This window comes from Micrococcus terreus, assembly GCF_900116905.1.
GTDB classification, from domain to species: domain Bacteria; phylum Actinomycetota; class Actinomycetes; order Actinomycetales; family Micrococcaceae; genus Citricoccus; species Citricoccus terreus.
In genome coordinates this window covers 218,081-232,397 of the sequence record NZ_FPCG01000002.1, presented here as the reverse complement: position 1 = coordinate 232,397, position 14,317 = coordinate 218,081, and the positions used below count along the sequence as shown (strand labels likewise).

The 14,317-nt window shown below is 69.6% G+C and carries 8 protein-coding genes and 1 tRNA gene; 3 read left to right on the top strand and 6 right to left on the bottom strand.

Annotation, left to right across the window (positions count from 1 at the left end; genetic code table 11):
* Window positions 1-52: 52 nt before the first annotated feature.
* Genes BM355_RS03445 through BM355_RS03435 form a run of 3 tightly spaced genes read left to right on the top strand, consistent with a single transcriptional unit; the run spans window position 53 to window position 5,335 of the window.
* The gene (locus tag BM355_RS03445) at window positions 53-1,288 is read left to right on the top strand and encodes an exonuclease SbcCD subunit D (RefSeq protein WP_091695337.1); all 1,236 of its coding nucleotides are present in this window, start codon (window positions 53-55) and stop codon (window positions 1,286-1,288) included.
* Window positions 1,285-4,482 carry an AAA family ATPase gene (locus BM355_RS03440; protein WP_091694577.1) on the top strand — a complete coding sequence of 1,066 codons (3,198 nt, stop codon included), beginning with the start codon at window positions 1,285-1,287 and terminating at the stop codon, window positions 4,480-4,482. Before BM355_RS03445 ends, BM355_RS03440 begins: the two co-directional genes overlap by 4 nt.
* Complete coding sequence (locus BM355_RS03435; RefSeq protein ID WP_245760572.1) at window positions 4,472-5,335, top strand: transglutaminase-like domain-containing protein; 864 nt, start codon at window positions 4,472-4,474, stop codon at window positions 5,333-5,335. Before BM355_RS03440 ends, BM355_RS03435 begins: the two co-directional genes overlap by 11 nt.
* 25 nt (window positions 5,336-5,360) lie before the next feature.
* On the opposite strand, the gene BM355_RS03430 is transcribed toward BM355_RS03435, so the two are convergent.
* From BM355_RS03430 to BM355_RS03405, 6 genes are all read right to left on the bottom strand, one after another.
* The gene (locus tag BM355_RS03430; RefSeq protein ID WP_091694574.1) at window positions 5,361-8,609 is read right to left on the bottom strand and encodes an efflux RND transporter permease subunit; all 3,249 of its coding nucleotides are present in this window, start codon (window positions 8,607-8,609) and stop codon (window positions 5,361-5,363) included.
* Between the two features lie 28 nt (window positions 8,610-8,637).
* Complete coding sequence (locus BM355_RS03425) at window positions 8,638-10,122, bottom strand: malate:quinone oxidoreductase (protein WP_091694571.1); 1,485 nt, start codon at window positions 10,120-10,122, stop codon at window positions 8,638-8,640.
* A gap of 121 nt (window positions 10,123-10,243) precedes the next feature.
* Window positions 10,244-11,959: an ABC transporter substrate-binding protein gene (locus BM355_RS03420; RefSeq protein ID WP_177227813.1), complete on the bottom strand. Its 1,716-nt coding sequence runs from the start codon at window positions 11,957-11,959 to the stop codon at window positions 10,244-10,246.
* Between the two features lie 24 nt (window positions 11,960-11,983).
* Window positions 11,984-12,068 (bottom strand) — tRNA-Leu (locus BM355_RS03415).
* A 74-nt stretch (window positions 12,069-12,142) separates the two neighbouring features.
* Window positions 12,143-12,619 carry a thioredoxin-dependent thiol peroxidase gene (bcp, locus tag BM355_RS03410; RefSeq protein WP_091694559.1) on the bottom strand — a complete coding sequence of 159 codons (477 nt, stop codon included), beginning with the start codon at window positions 12,617-12,619 and terminating at the stop codon, window positions 12,143-12,145.
* A gap of 50 nt (window positions 12,620-12,669) precedes the next feature.
* A complete protein-coding gene (locus BM355_RS03405) occupies window positions 12,670-14,277 on the bottom strand; it encodes a M23 family metallopeptidase (protein WP_091694556.1) in 1,608 nt (535 codons plus the stop codon).
* Window positions 14,278-14,317: the final 40 nt, after the last annotated feature.

The window sequence follows — 14,317 nt, the reverse complement described above, 5'->3', positions numbered from 1 at the left end:
GTCGGAGTCAGGACACGCTAACGCGTCCGGGGGCACCGCTACCGTGGTGTGCATGCTGATCCTCCACACCTCCGACTGGCACATCGGCCGCTCCTTCCACGGCACCGGCCTGCTGGACGCCCAGCGTGAGGTCCTCTCCCAGATGGCCCAGACCGTGCGGGACCGCGGGGTCGACCTCGTGCTGGTCGCCGGAGACGTGTATGACCGGGCGCTGCCCTCGGCGGACGCCGTCCAGGTGCTGGACGAGGCGTTGGCGGAGCTGCGAAAAGCTGGGGCGCAGGTGGTGCTGACCAGCGGCAACCATGACTCTGCGGTCAGGCTGGGCTTCGGGGGTGCGCTGATGGCCGCCTCCGGAGTGCACGTGCGCACCCGGGCCGAGCAGATCACCGATCCGGTGCTGGCGCCGGACCCAGACGGCGGCACGGTCGCGGTCTACGGCGTGCCCTACCTCGAGCCGCGCCACCAGGGCCAGCAGTGGGAGGTCGAGCCACACCACACCGCCGTGATGCAGGAGGCCATGGACCGGGTGCGCGCTGACTCCGCCGCCCGCGCCGCAGACCATCCGGAGGGACTGTGCACCGTGGTCATGGCACACCTGTTCGCCGCCGGCGGTGAGGGTTCGGACAGTGAGCGGGACATCGGCGCCGAGGCCGGCTCGCCTCAGGGCCAGGTGACAGGGACAGCAGAGCCCGACGGCGGCCACGCACCTCAGGTGGGCGGGCTCGGCCAGGTGCCCCTGCGGGTGTTCGAGGGGATCGACTACACGGCTCTGGGGCACCTGCATGGCCGTCAGCGGCTCTCCGAGACGGTGCGCTACAGCGGGTCGCCCCTGCCCTACTCCTTCTCCGAGCACCAGCACCGCAAGGGCGGCCTGCTGATCTCCACGGCGGGGGGCACGGTGACGGCGGTAGAGGAGGTGGACTGGAGCGCCGGACGGAGGCTGGCCGTGCTGCGCGGAGAGGTGGAGACCCTGCTGACCGATCCCACCCTGGCGTGGGCGGAGGAGGCCTGGTGTCAGATCACCATCACCGATGCCATCAGACCGCCCTTGGCCTACGCCCGGCTCAAGGAGCGCTTCCCTGGGCTGCTGAACTTCATCCTGGCCCCCGCCGGAGGGCCTCGGCGCACCGCCGGCACCTACGCCGAACGGCTGCGGCGGGCCGAGGGAGACGACCTCGCCCTCTGCACCGGGTTCGTGGACCACGTGCGGGGCAGGCCCGCCACGTCCGGAGAGACCGAGCTGCTGCGCCAGGCGCTCGCGGCCGCACGTCAGGAGCAGAGCGCATGAGGATCCACCGCATCGAGCTGCAGGCCTTCGGCCCGTTCGCCGGACGGGAGACCGTGGACCTGGAGCCGCTCAACGACGCAGGGCTGTTCCTGCTGGACGGGCCCACCGGAGCCGGAAAGTCCACGGTGCTCTCGGCCGTGTGCTTCGCCCTCTACGGCACGGTTCCCGGGCGACGCTCGGTGGACACGCTGGCCAGCACGTATGCCGCGCCGGGAACCCGGCCGGAGGTGCTGCTGGAGGTGACCCTGGGCGGCCGCAGATTCGAGATCCTGCGCTGGCCCAAGTACCTGCGCCCCCGGAAACGTCGCAGCAGCGACGGGTCCCAGTACACCGAGGAGAAGGCCGGTGCACAGCTGCGTGAGCTGCGGGACGGCACCTGGACGGAGCTCTCCGTGCGGGCGGATGAGATCGGTCAGCTGTTGGGCACGGTGCTGCCGCTGGACTCGGAGCAGTTCATGCACGTGGTCATGCTGCCCCAAGGGGAGTTCGCACGGTTCCTGCGCGCGGACTCCAAGGACAAGGAGATCCTGCTGCGCCGTCTCTTCGGCACCGGACGGTTCGACCACGTGGAGAAGGACCTGGCCGCACGCCACCAGCTGCTGGCCGACGCCGTCCGGCAGGACCAGCAGATCACTGACCGGCTGCGGGAGGAGATCGATGAGGCGCTGACCGACAGGCTGGGCTCGGACTGGGACGCCGACCGGACGAAGGACGCCGACGACCAGCCGGACGACGAGCCCGCCACCCTGCTCGACCGGACCCAGTGGACGGACGAGGACTGGTCCGTGCTGGCCACCGGTGCGGTGACCCGTGCGGTGGAGTCTGCGCAGCAGGAGGTGGAGTCCGCTCACCACCAGGCGGCCCAGGCCCGCGAGGAACTGACCCGGCTCGAGAAGCACCGCGCAGCCCTGGTGGCGGCCGTGTCCTGGGCCGAACGGGACGAGCGGCACCGGGCGGCCAGCGAGCAGACCGAGCGCAGTCGGGCCCGGCTGGAGCAGCACCGCACGGCCACGCCCCTGGTGCGCCGGTCCCAGGACGTGGAGCGAGCCCGGCAGAGGGCACTGCTCGCGCACCAGACGTGGGAGCAGGCCCTCGGCGCCCTGAGGGACGATGAACATGTCCTCGGCTGGGCGAAGGAGACGGACGGCGCCGCAGCCCTGGAGGCGGCGGGCCCCGGCGAGGACCTGGCACGGATCATCACTGGACTCCGTGAGGTCCAGAGTCAGGCCGACCGGGCCGTGGATGCCCTGGACCGGCATGCGGCCGATGACCGTCGTGCCCTCGAACTGGACGACGAGCTCTCCACGGGAGCCCTTCAGGACGAGGAGCTGTGCGCACGGATTGAGGCACTGAGTGTCGAGATCCAGCAGCTGCAGGACCGGATCAGTGGCCTGCAGGAGAGCGCGCAAGGGCTCACCGGAACCGCCGCCGGGCTGGACCAGGCGGCGGAGACCACCGCTCAGGCCGTCAGCCGGGTGACCGCTGCGCGGCGGATGCAGGAACTTGCAGACGAGGTCAGGGACGCCGAGCAGTCGCTGCGATCGGTGACGGACACGGCACAGGACACCAGACAGCACTGGCTGGATCTGGTGCAGAGGCGCCTGGACAACGCGGCCGCCCTGCTCGCCGCAGAGCTGGTGCCGGACCAGCCCTGTCCCGTGTGCGGCTCTGCCGAGCATCCCGACCCGTCGGGTGCCACCCCGCCGGAGGACACCGAGGACGACGCCCATCACCCCGCTCTTGATCTGTCCAGTGCCGCACAGGAGCGTGCCCACGATGCCTGGCGCACAGCGGAGACGCGGCGGGAGCAGGCCCAGCGCGTGCTGGACGATCTGCGACGTCAGGTGGGGCAGACGCAGGTCGTCGCCGCCGGTCTGAGCCTGCATGAGGCCGAGGAGCAGGCTGCCGCCGCGCAGGAGGCCCAGCAGCGAGCCGAACTGGCCGCCTCGGAGCTGGACCGCACGCAGTCTCAGCTGCGCCAGCTCGAGGCGCAGCTCGGTGAGCGACGTACACGGCAGGACCAGGAAGGTCAGGCCCGGGCCCAGCTGCAGACCCGCATGGAGCATCAGGGCGAGGAACGCGATCGGCTGCGCCGTCAGATCAGCGCTGCCCTCCAGGGACGATCGAGCCTGGCTGAGCTGCGTGAGGAGCTGATCCGGGCCCGCGGACGAGTGCAGACCGCCCTGGCGGCGGGCGAAGACCTGACCCTGCGCGAGGCGACCGTGAGCACGGAGCAGGCTTCGCTGGCACGCGACATCGCCGCCAGTGGGTACACCGATCTGGACCACGCTCGAGCTGCTCTGCTGGACGAGCCGCTCCATCAGGAGCTGTCCTCGGCGGTCCAGGCCTGGGACCAGGAGCGTGCGGCCCTGGCCGAGCTGGCCCGAACCGCCGATGTGGTCCAGGGGCAGGAGCTGCTGCGCCAGGGCGTGGCCGTTCCTGAAGCGGAGCAGATCGAAGCGGCCCGGCAGTCCGCGCTGGAGTCCACCGAGCGTGAACACGCCGCCCTGTCCGCCGCCGGGGGGATGGATGCGCTGCAGCAGCAGATCGACCAGCAGTGCGGCACCCTGCAGGAGGTCGGAGCGAGGTCGGCCGACCAGCGTGCGCGAGCCGTGGAGGTCGAGGAGCTGCTCAAGCTGGTCCGGGGCGGCGGTGAGAACGAGTACAGCATGCGGCTGGCCAGCTACGTGCTGACCGGACGCCTCGAAGATGTGGCGCAGGCCGCCACCGAGCGGCTGCTGACCATGACGGACGGCCGCTACGAGCTGGTCCATGATGACTCCAGCACCGGCGGAGCACGTCGTCGCGGCCTGGACCTGGTGGTGAGAGACCTCTACACGGACACGCTCCGCCCGGCTTCGAGCCTGTCCGGGGGAGAGACGTTCATGGCCTCGCTGGCTCTGGCACTGGGGCTGGCCGACACCGTCCAGGCAGAGGCAGGCGGTGTGGAGATGGACACGCTGTTCGTGGATGAGGGGTTCGGCTCCCTGGACGCCCAGACCTTGGAACAGGTCATGGAGGTCTTGGACGGTCTCCAGGCGGGTGGCCGGACGCTGGGACTGGTCAGCCACGTCGACCGGATGCGCCAGGAGATCCCCTGCCGTCTCGAGGTCACCAAGACCCGCCAGGGATCACACCTGACGGTGGTTCTGCCCACGGGCGGGGAGGACTACCCTGGACAGCATGCTTCGTGACGTCCGCTCCACCTTGACCGTCCGCCCCAGTCCCGGCACCCGCATGGTCTTCGCTATCGCCGTCGCCGAGGCCGAGGGTGTGACCTGTGATCAGGAGTCGCTGCGGGTGATCTCTCCGCACGGTGAGATCTCGGCTGTCGAAGTGCAGGACCACCATGGGGGGCGGCTCCATGTCATCGACATTCCGGAGGACTTCGAGGCAGCGCCCCGCCCGCCACGTGGGTCCGAACCCGAACGCGACACCGACGCCGACGGGTTCCCCCGGGGGTCTGTCGCGCCAGGGACCGTGCGTGTGGACTACCGCAGCCTCGTGCGAGGAGCCGAATCGGCCCCGGTCGGGGATGAGGCAGACCTGATCCGCTATGTGCGCCCCTCTCGCTACGCCGAGTCGGACAAGCTCTTCCCCACGTCCGGCAAGCTCTTCGGCTCCCTGACGGGGCAGGAGCTGGTCGATGCCGTCTCCTCCTGGGTGCAGAGCCACATCAGCTATGTGCCGGGGTTCTCCCGCGGCACGGACGGGGCGGTGGACACGTTCCTGGCCCGCCAGGGCATCTGCCGTGACTTCGCGCATCTGGTGGTGGCGTTGCTGCGTGCACGCAACACCCCTGCCCGAGTCGTCGCCGGATATGCTCCGGGCCTGCGACCGATGGACTTCCACGCGGTCGCCGAAGCCTGGGTGGACGGCGCCTGGCAGCTCATCGACGCCACCGGCCTGGCAGAGATGAGCTCCCTGGCCCGCATCGCCACCGGCGCCGACGCCTCCGACACCGCGTTCCTGTCCACCGTGCAGGGCGGCATCACGCTCGAGCACATCAAGGTCGACGCACACCTGCTGGAGGATCAGCAGGGCTGAGCCCTCGTCCCGACGCCCGGCGGCATCAGTCCTCGGACAGCCCCAGGCGCTCTCGGCGTCGCTGCCCGAACCCCTCCACCAGGCGGTACAGCACCGGCACTAGGACCAGGGTCAACACGGTGGAGGAGACCAGACCGCCCACGACCACGATGGCCAGTGGCTGGGAGATGAATCCGCCGTGACCGGTGATCCCCAACGCCATCGGCACCAGGGCCAGGATCGTGGCCAGCGCGGTCATCACGATCGGGCGCAGACGGTTCAGGGCCCCACGCTCGATGGCGGTGTCCAGATCCATGCCCTCGATGCGCCGGTACTGGTTGATCAGATCGATCAGCACGATCGCGTTGGTGACCACCACACCCACCAGCATCAGGAAGCCGATCAGCGACGGCAGCCCCAGAGCCGAACCGGTCACCAGCAGCAGCGCGATCGCCCCGGTGGTGGCGAAGGGGATCGAGACGAGCAGCACCAGCGGCTGGATCAACGACCGGAAGGTGGCCACCATGATCACATACACGATCGCCACCGCCGCCAACAGGGCCAGGTAGAGGTCGTTGAAGCTCTCCTGCTGCTGAGTGGCCGCCCCGCCGAGCTCGGCTGAGGTGCCCTCAGGCAGGTCGAGGCCTTCCAGAGTCTGGGAGACACGTCCAGACAGGGCGCCGAGGTCATCGTCGGCCGGCGTGACCGAGACGACGGCCGTCCGATCTCCATTGGTGGAGGTGACGGTGGCCAGGACCTCTTCGCGGCTGACCTCTGCCAACTCATCCAGCGGTCGGGGGCCGGACCCGGTCATCACCTCCACTCCGGAGAGGTCCTCGGTGCTCTCCACGGGAGCCGGGTCCCCGATCTGGACCGGATAGTCGGTGTACCCCAGGCGGATCGATCCGGCCGGCACCGGGTTCAGCGCCGCGGCGACCTGCAGTGCCACCTGCTCCTCGGTCAGCCCGGCTTCAGAGGTGGCGGCACGGTCCACAGTGACCTGCACGGTGGGGCGGGCCTGGGAGAGGTTGGAACTGACCTCCTGGGCGCCGTCCAGTGTGGCCATGGACTCACGGACCACGGCGTCGGCCTGGGTGAGCAGTTCCGGGCTCGGGGCGGTGATGCGCACTTCGATGTCGGAGGACATCCCCATGCCGCCGGCGGCGGAGAGACGGACCTCGCCCACGCCCGTCAGCTCGGCCAACTGATCGCGGGCCTGCTGCTGCAGCAGCTGCTGATCGACCTCGGGATCGGTCAGCACGGTGAAGGTGGCCTCGTCGGATGCTCCCCGCATCCCGGGGATGAATCCGGCTGAACCCGCCGTCCACTGCACATGGTGGACACCCTCGATGCCGCGCAGGACCTCATCGACCTGATCGGCGGCCTCAGCGGTGGTCTCCAGTGATGTCCCTGCAGGCTGAGTGGCGGTGACCGTGAAGGTGTTCTGGCCGGTGTCGCCCAGGAGGTTGGTGGGCACCAGCGGAACAGCCGCCACCGTTGCGCCCAGGAGCAGCGCAGCGGCCACCAGCGTCAGGCCCGGCCTGCGCTGGGTGACCCGGAGCACCGGTCGGTAGACCTTCTGCATCGGTCCGAGTCGACGGGTCACGGTGGTGCCGGGAGCCGGATCCGTCTCGGTCGATCCGTCTGCCGCGGCGGTGGGCTCGGCACGGTGCTGTGCCTGGGTGCGTGGTTGATGCCCCAGGAACCACCAGCACAGGACGGGGACGATCGTCAGTGCCACGAACAGGGAGGCCAGCAGGGCGATGGACATGGTCACGGCGAAGGGTCGGAACAGCTCTCCGGCCATCCCGCCGACCAGGGCCACGGGGGCGAACACGGCCACGGTGGCCAGGGTGGAGGAGGTGATGGCGGTGGCCACCTCGGCGGTGCCGTCCAGGATGGCACGTTTCTTCCCGACGTCGGCCGCCAGGTGGCGCTTGATGTTCTCCACCACCACGATGGAGTCGTCCACGACACGGCCGATCGAGATGGTCAGTGCTCCGAGGGTGAGCATGTTCAAGGAGTAGTCCGAGACCCGCATGCCGATCAGCGTCACCAGCAGTGACAGCGGGATCGAAACGGCCGTGACCAGAGTGGACCGGACCGAGGCCAGGAACACCAGGATCACCAGTACGGCGAATCCCAGTCCGAGGATGCCCTCCTGCACGAGGGTCTGGATGGACTGTTCGATGAACGGCGCCTGATCGAAGACCACCGTGATGGCGGCGTCCGAGCCCAGCAGGGCCTCCAGCTCCGGAACGAGCTCACGTACCGCCTGCGAGACGGAGACGGTGTCGGCATCAGGGGTCTTGGTCACGGCCAGGCCGAGGGTGTCCACCCCGTCGGTGCGCGTGATCGAGGTGGCCACATCATCGGCCAGCTCCACGGTGGCCAGCTCTCCCAACAGCACGCCGGCCGCTGGCGGTGTCGGTGCTGCAGGCGACTGCTGCTCGTCCGGCCGGGTGGGGGCGGCGCCACCGTCCGGGGCCGATGGTGGCGCTGTTCCCGGTGCCGCCGTGCTGCCGTCCGAGGCAGGCTGTGCGGCGTCGTCAGAGGGGATCACGGCGACTTGACGCAGATCCTCCAGCGTCTCGATCGGAGCGCCGGCCTGGATGGGCAAGGTGAGGGATCCCTCGGGGATCTGCCCGATCGGGAACAGGCCGGCGTTCTCCTCCAGCGCGGTCCGGATGTCCGCAACGGTCAGGCCGGCATCGGCCATGGCGTCGTCGTCGGGAAGGATGGAGATGTGCTGCTCGGTGCCACCGGTCACGGACGCTCCGCGGACTCCGTCCAGTTTCTGCAGACGAGGCACCGCGAGGCGTTCGATCTCGGAGCGAAGCTCGTTCAGGCCCGTCTCGCCCCCGCTGACCGCCATGAAGATCACCGGGAAGTCCGAGACCGAGCCGGCGAAGGAGCTGGTCTGGGTGTCCTCCGGCAGCTGCCCGGACACGTTCGAGACGGCCCGGTCCACTTGGGACCGTGCCCGGTTCAGATCGGTGCCGTAATCGAAGCGCAGGGCGATGGTGTTCAGGCCCGTGGCCGAGGTCGAGGTGGAGGACTCCAGATGCTCCACGGCCTGCAGGGCGGTCTCCAATGGTTCACCGACCTGCCGGTCGACGACCTCGGGGGTGGCACCGGGCATGGTGGTGGTCACGGAGACCACCGGGAACTCCAGGGACGGGATCAGCTCCTGTTTGAGCTGCCCGGCCAACAGGACGCCGAACACCGCCGTGAAGACGGTGATCAGCGCGATCAGGGCTCGATTGGCCAGGGAGAAACGTGCCAAGGCACCCATGATCGTCCTGTCGGGTCAGAGGCAGCCGTCAGGCCAGCTGCAGGGTGGCGTCCGTGGCCCGGGTGATCTCATCCAACAGGGTCGGCTCGTGGTTGAGCTGGTGCCCCAGGGAGGGGATCATCTCCCGCAGCTTCGGGGTCCAGGCCGCCATCTTGGCCGGGAAGCAGCGGCCCAGCAGGTTGACCATGATGGGGGCCGCGGTCGACGCACCGGGGGAGGCTCCGAGCAGGCCGCCGATCGAGCCGTCGGCGGAGGTGACCACCTCGGTGCCGAACTGCAGCACGCCGCCCTTCTTCGGATCCTTCTTCATCACCTGCACCCGCTGGCCGGCGGTGATGAGCTCCCAGTCTCCGCCCTCGGCCTCCGGGTAGAACTCACGCAGGGAGTCCACCTTCTTGCCCTGCGTCTTGGCGACCTCTTTGACCAGGTACGAGACCAGGGAGAGGTTGTCCTTGGCCACGTTGAGCATCGGCAGCAGGTTGTGCGGACGCACGGAGAGCGGCAGATCCAGGTAGGACCCGGTCTTGAGGAAGTTGGTGGAGAACCCGGCGTAGGGTCCGAACAGCAGCGAACGACGTCCGTCCACGAACCGGGTGTCCAGATGAGGCACGGACATGGGCGGGGCGCCCACGGAGGCCTGTCCGTAGACCTTGGCCATGTGCTGGCTCACGACTGCCTCGTCGGTGCACTTGAGGAACTGGCCCGAGACGGGGAAGCCGCCGAAGCCCTTGGCCTCTGGGATGCCGGAGGACTGCAGCAGGTGCAGTGCTCCGCCGCCTGCGCCGACGAACACGAACCGTGCACGCGAGGCGAAGGTCTCTCCGGCCGCCTTGTTCTTGACCTTGAGCTCCCAGCGTCCGTCCGTGCCGCGGGAGAGGCCGGTCACCTTGTGGCCGAAGCGCAGGTCCACTCCGGCGTCGCCCAGGTGAGTGGTCAGCTGGCGGGTCAGGGAGCCGAAGTCGACATCGGTGCCGCCCACGACGCGCGAGGCAGCCACCCGCTGGCTGGGATCACGGCCTTCGATCAGCAGCGGTGCCCATCCGCGGATGACCTCGTGGTCCTCCGAGTGCTCCATCGTCTGGAACAGAGGCTGGCTGCTCAACGCCTCGTAGCGCTTCTGCAGGTAGTCCGCGTGCGCATCGCCCCACACGAAGCTCATATGCGGCAGCGGGTTGATGAAGGTCTTGGGGTCACCCAGCTGCCCCTGCTGCACCAGGTAGGACCAGAACTGGCGCGAGACGTGGTACTGCTCGTTGATGCCCACGGCCTTGGCCGGGTCGACCGTTCCGTCGGCACCCAGCGGGGCGTAGTTCAGCTCGCAGAGAGCGGCGTGACCGGTGCCGGCGTTGTTCCAGGGATCCGAGGACTCCAGTCCGGCCTGATGCAGGTTCTCGTAGAGCGCGATCGACCAGTTCGGCTCCAGCTCCTTCAGGAACGCGCCCAGGGTGGCGCTCATGATGCCACCGCCCACCAGGACGACGTCGTAGGTGGTGTTCGGGCTCTGCTGGGTCACGATCTTCTCCTGGGAAGGCTGGTGATGGTGTCGGGGGCCGGCTGTCAGGCGCGTCACAGCGGCGTTCTGCAGACCTCGGCCACCCCCTGACTCTACTACTGCCGCGAGGGTGTGCGCCCCGTCATCCCTGTTCCGGGACCGGGACCACCCGGTCGAAACGTTCATCCAGGACGGGGGAGACCGGATAGGACTGGATCCGAGGTCCGGCGGCCAGAGCGGAGATCGGGAATGCCAGCGGGAGGGCAGGCAGATCCAGTGCCACCGACGCGGCAGCCTGGGCGTAGAGGTCCCGCCGCGCACTGGGATCAGCGGCACCGCGGGCCAGGTCGATCGTCTCGGAGACCCGCCGGTTCTGGTAGGCGAACTCAGCGTTGTCCCGTCCGAACAGCGGTTCGATGAAGCTGTGCGGATCTCGGAACTGGGCCGTCCGTCCACCGAGGTGGAACGCCCGTGTCGAGTGGGAGCGGACCCGGTGGGCGTAGTCCTCGTCCCACGGCACGGGGACGGGCCGCACCCTGATGCCCACTCGACCCAGATCGGCCGAGATCCGGGCATAGATCCGCTCGGGGGAGGGAAGGTAGGGCCGAGCCGTGTACACCGGGTACAGAAACTCCAGTTCCTCTCCCTCATAGGAGCTCAGCCTCAGGAGCCGCTCCGCTTCAGCCGGGTCGTATCCGTAGGTGGTGAGCTCCTCCGGGTCCACGCCCAGAGACGGCGGTACGAAGAAGTGTGCTGTGGAGGTGCCGGCCAGGAACTCCTCGGTGGCCAGTGCACGCCGATCGACCGCGTGGGCCACGGCCTGTCGGACATAGAGCCGGTTCATCACCGGGTGGCTCAGGTTCATGCCCAGGTACAGCACGGACACCGGGTCGCGCTGCAGGATCTGTGCACCGCCCTGCACGAGGGGACGCAGCAGGTCCGGCGTGACCACGTCGAACACGTCCAGCTCGTCACGGCGCAGATCGCGCAGGCGGTCCTCGGCTCGGGGCGAGACCTGCAGGGTGACCGGCCCCATCTGTGGCCTGCCTCCCCAGTACTGATCCCAGATCTCCAGGCGCAGAGGCCGTCGGTCATCCTGCGGGGCCTCGTCGAGCTCCCCGGCCTCGGCCCAGCGGTACGGGCCGGTGCCGGCAACGCGTGTCTCGGGAAGCTGGGAGTCCGGGGTCTGGGCCATGCGGGTCTGGGCCTGCTCCCAGGAGGCCGGGGAGGTGATCGCGAAGGAAGGGGCGGTCAGGGCGTCGAGCAGGAAGATGACGGGTTCGGTGAGGGTGATGACCAGGGTCGCCTCATCTGTCGCCTCGACGCTGTCGAACCGGCACCCGTCCTCGCCGGCGTAGCCGCCGAACACCGAGTCGAAGCTCAGTCGCGGCATTTGGGCGAGGCGGCCCGCCCCCAGCTCCTCGGGCAGCCGGGACCACCGTTCCACGTTGGCCACCACGGTCTCAGCGGTCAGCTCCGTGCCGTCATGGAAGAGGACGTCCGGTCGGAGGGTGAAGGTGTACTGCAGCCCATCCGGGGTGATGGTCCACCGCGTGGCGAGCAGGGGAGTCGGCGCCCCGGTGTCCGGATCCACGCCGACCAGCGTCTCAGCGACCTGGCGGGTGACGCGGTGGGACTCGGCGTCATCGGCCCAGGCCGGGTCCAGGGTGCGCGGTGGTGCGGCCGTGCCCACCCGCAGGGGGTGCACCGTGCTGACGGTGGGTTCAGGTGTGGTGGGCGTCGGCGCCGGGGAAGTGGTCTGCTGGCCTGCTGAGCGGAGGGTGTGGGCACAGCCGGTGACGGAGAAGGCCAGGGCGGTGGCAGCGGCGGAGAGGACGGTCCGGCGTGAGAGGTCCATGGACGTCATCCCCCTGTCGAAGAGTGGTGCGGGCGGGGGGACTTGAACCCCCACGTCCGGAGACACTGGAACCTAAATCCAGCGCGTCTGCCAATTCCGCCACGCCCGCATGAAGTCCCCGGCCGCACAGCGTCCGGGCACAGGCACCCATGGTACCGGGTGGAGGGGCTCGGCCTCCGTGGGTCAGTCCAGCCCCAGGTCCCGCCGCAGCTTGGCCACGTGTCCGGTCGCCCGCACGTTGTACTGGGCCAGAGCGACGGTCCCGTCCTCGGCCACCACCACCGTGGACCGGATCAGGCCCTCGTAGACGCGTCCGTAGTTCTTCTTCTCTCCCCAGGCTCCGTAGGCGGCGGACACGGTGTGGTCCTGATCAGAGAGCAGAGGGAAGGTCAGTCCCTCGGCATCGCGGAACCGGGCCAGCTTGGCCTGGGGATCCGGAGAGATCCCGACGACGGCATATCCCTCGGCCTGAAAGCTCGCCAGGGAGTCACGGAAGTCGCAGGCCTGCTTGGTGCACCCCGGGGTGGCGGCGGCCGGGTAGAAGTACACGATGACCTGACGTCCGGCGAAGTCGCTCAGGGAGACGGGCGATCCGTCCTGGTTCGGAAGGGTGAAGGCGGGAGCGGGCTGGCCCGGCGAGAGACGTTCAGGGGTGGTCATGGACCCACTCTGGCACTGCCGCCGAGGTGCCGCAAACGTGGACAAACCGATCAGGACGTCGGAGCCTCATCCTGTGCGCTGGACTCGGAGGAGGCGATCTCATCGTCCTCGCTCACCCGCGGCTGCGCCGCAGCGGCTGGATCCTCATTGCGGACCTCGGCCGCGGAGTCCAGGAAATCCTGGTCCGTGCAGTCGGGCAGCTCGGTCAGCCACAGCGGTTCGGGAGCGAGCACCGCCAGCAGCTCCTCGGAGGCGGCCCGGGGCACACCCTCGGCATCGAGATGTCCCGCCACCGGGTCGGCGTGCTCGGGGTCCTCCTCCTCCGCCTGGATCAGACACCACTGTGCGGCCTGGGCGGCGGTGAGTGGCTCGGGTGGCAGCGCAGCGACGGGCTCCGCGGGCTCCGAGGGGGTTGCCGGCGCTGCCGGTGACGACGGCTCAGCTGGTTCAGGCTGCGGTGAGGACGGGATGGTCTCGGCCGGCTCAGTCGGTTCGGCAGGTTCGGCAGGCACGGCAGGTTCGGCAGGTTCGGCAGGCACGGCAGGGAGTGCGGGAGCCGCGGGCTCCGACGGTGTGGGGGCCGGGACGGCCTGGACAGGGTCGAGAGGGCTCGCTGCCGGGGCCGGGGTCGACTTCGGGGCCGGGGGTGCCGAGGGCTCCTTGACCGGTGTGGGGCGAGGGACCGGCCGCTGAGATTCGGGACGCGTCGACGAGGCCGTTGCAGGTGTCGGTGCTGAGCTGGCTTGAGACGACGCCGCGGGTGACCGGGTGCCCGGGACGGGGCTGGACGACCGTGCGGTGCGCTGGCTCCGAGGGGCGATCTCGGCCTGGGCGGAGCGCGAGATCTCCTCACGCTGGTGGGTGCGGGGCGTCGTCGGGACCTGAGGTCTGGTCGAGTCCTGCACCACAGGGCCGGAGGCTCCGCTCGGTGCGGACGGGCGCTCGGCGGTGACGGGAGCATTGACCCGGATCGGCGCCAGACCGCGGCCTCCCGGCAGCAGATGAGCGGGGTTCACGTAGGTGCCGTCCACGGTCACCTCGAAGTGCAGGTGGCACCCCGTGGAGTTCCCGGTGGTCCCCACCAGGGCGATGATGTCACCCTGGGCGACCTGGTCGCCGGGTTGGGCCAGGATGAGCGAATTGTGGCGATAGGCGGTGGCCAGACCGTCGGCATGGTCGATGTCCACCCGCAGCCCACCCGTGCCCTTCCATCCCGACCAGGTGACGGTCCCCGCGGCGGCGGCTCGGACGGGAGTTCCGCAGCGAACGGCGAAGTCCTGGCCGATGTGGAACTGGACAGGGTCTCCGAGACCGGTGGGATTGGTGCGCCACCCGTAGACGGAGGAGATCGGGGCATCTGGGCCGATCGGATGGGCCAGGGCAGTGCCACCCTGCACGACGGAGGAGGGGGCCAACGCTCCGTGAGCCGCCGTCCGCTCGGAGGAGACGGTGCGGACGATCCGTTCACCGGTGCTGCGCCCGCGCGGCCAGCTAGGGCTGGCCTGGGGAGAGTAGTCCGAGTGCACAGCGGTGACGGCTGAGGACAGGACGGAGGAGTCTGCCGCCGTCTCGGCCTGCTCCTGGACGGCAGGGGAGATCGCTGAGGTCGAGAGGGCCAGGACCGAGGCCGCCACAGCGGCCACCCAGTGATGGAACACGAACCCAGCTCCTCCAGCTCATGGGAACGACGCCCACACG

Excerpts from the sequence above, each read along its gene's own strand:
- BM355_RS03445 (WP_091695337.1), top strand. The coding sequence starts at position 53 with ATGCTGATCCTCCACACCTCCGACTGGCACATCGGCCGCTCCTTCCAC.
- BM355_RS03440 (WP_091694577.1), top strand. The coding sequence starts at position 1,285 with ATGAGGATCCACCGCATCGAGCTGCAGGCCTTCGGCCCGTTCGCCGGA.
- BM355_RS03435 (WP_245760572.1), top strand. The coding sequence starts at position 4,472 with ATGCTTCGTGACGTCCGCTCCACCTTGACCGTCCGCCCCAGTCCCGGC.
- BM355_RS03430 (WP_091694574.1), bottom strand. The coding sequence starts at position 8,609 with ATGGGTGCCTTGGCACGTTTCTCCCTGGCCAATCGAGCCCTGATCGCG.
- BM355_RS03420 (WP_177227813.1), bottom strand. The coding sequence starts at position 11,959 with ATGGACCTCTCACGCCGGACCGTCCTCTCCGCCGCTGCCACCGCCCTG.
- bcp (WP_091694559.1), bottom strand. The coding sequence starts at position 12,619 with ATGACCACCCCTGAACGTCTCTCGCCGGGCCAGCCCGCTCCCGCCTTC.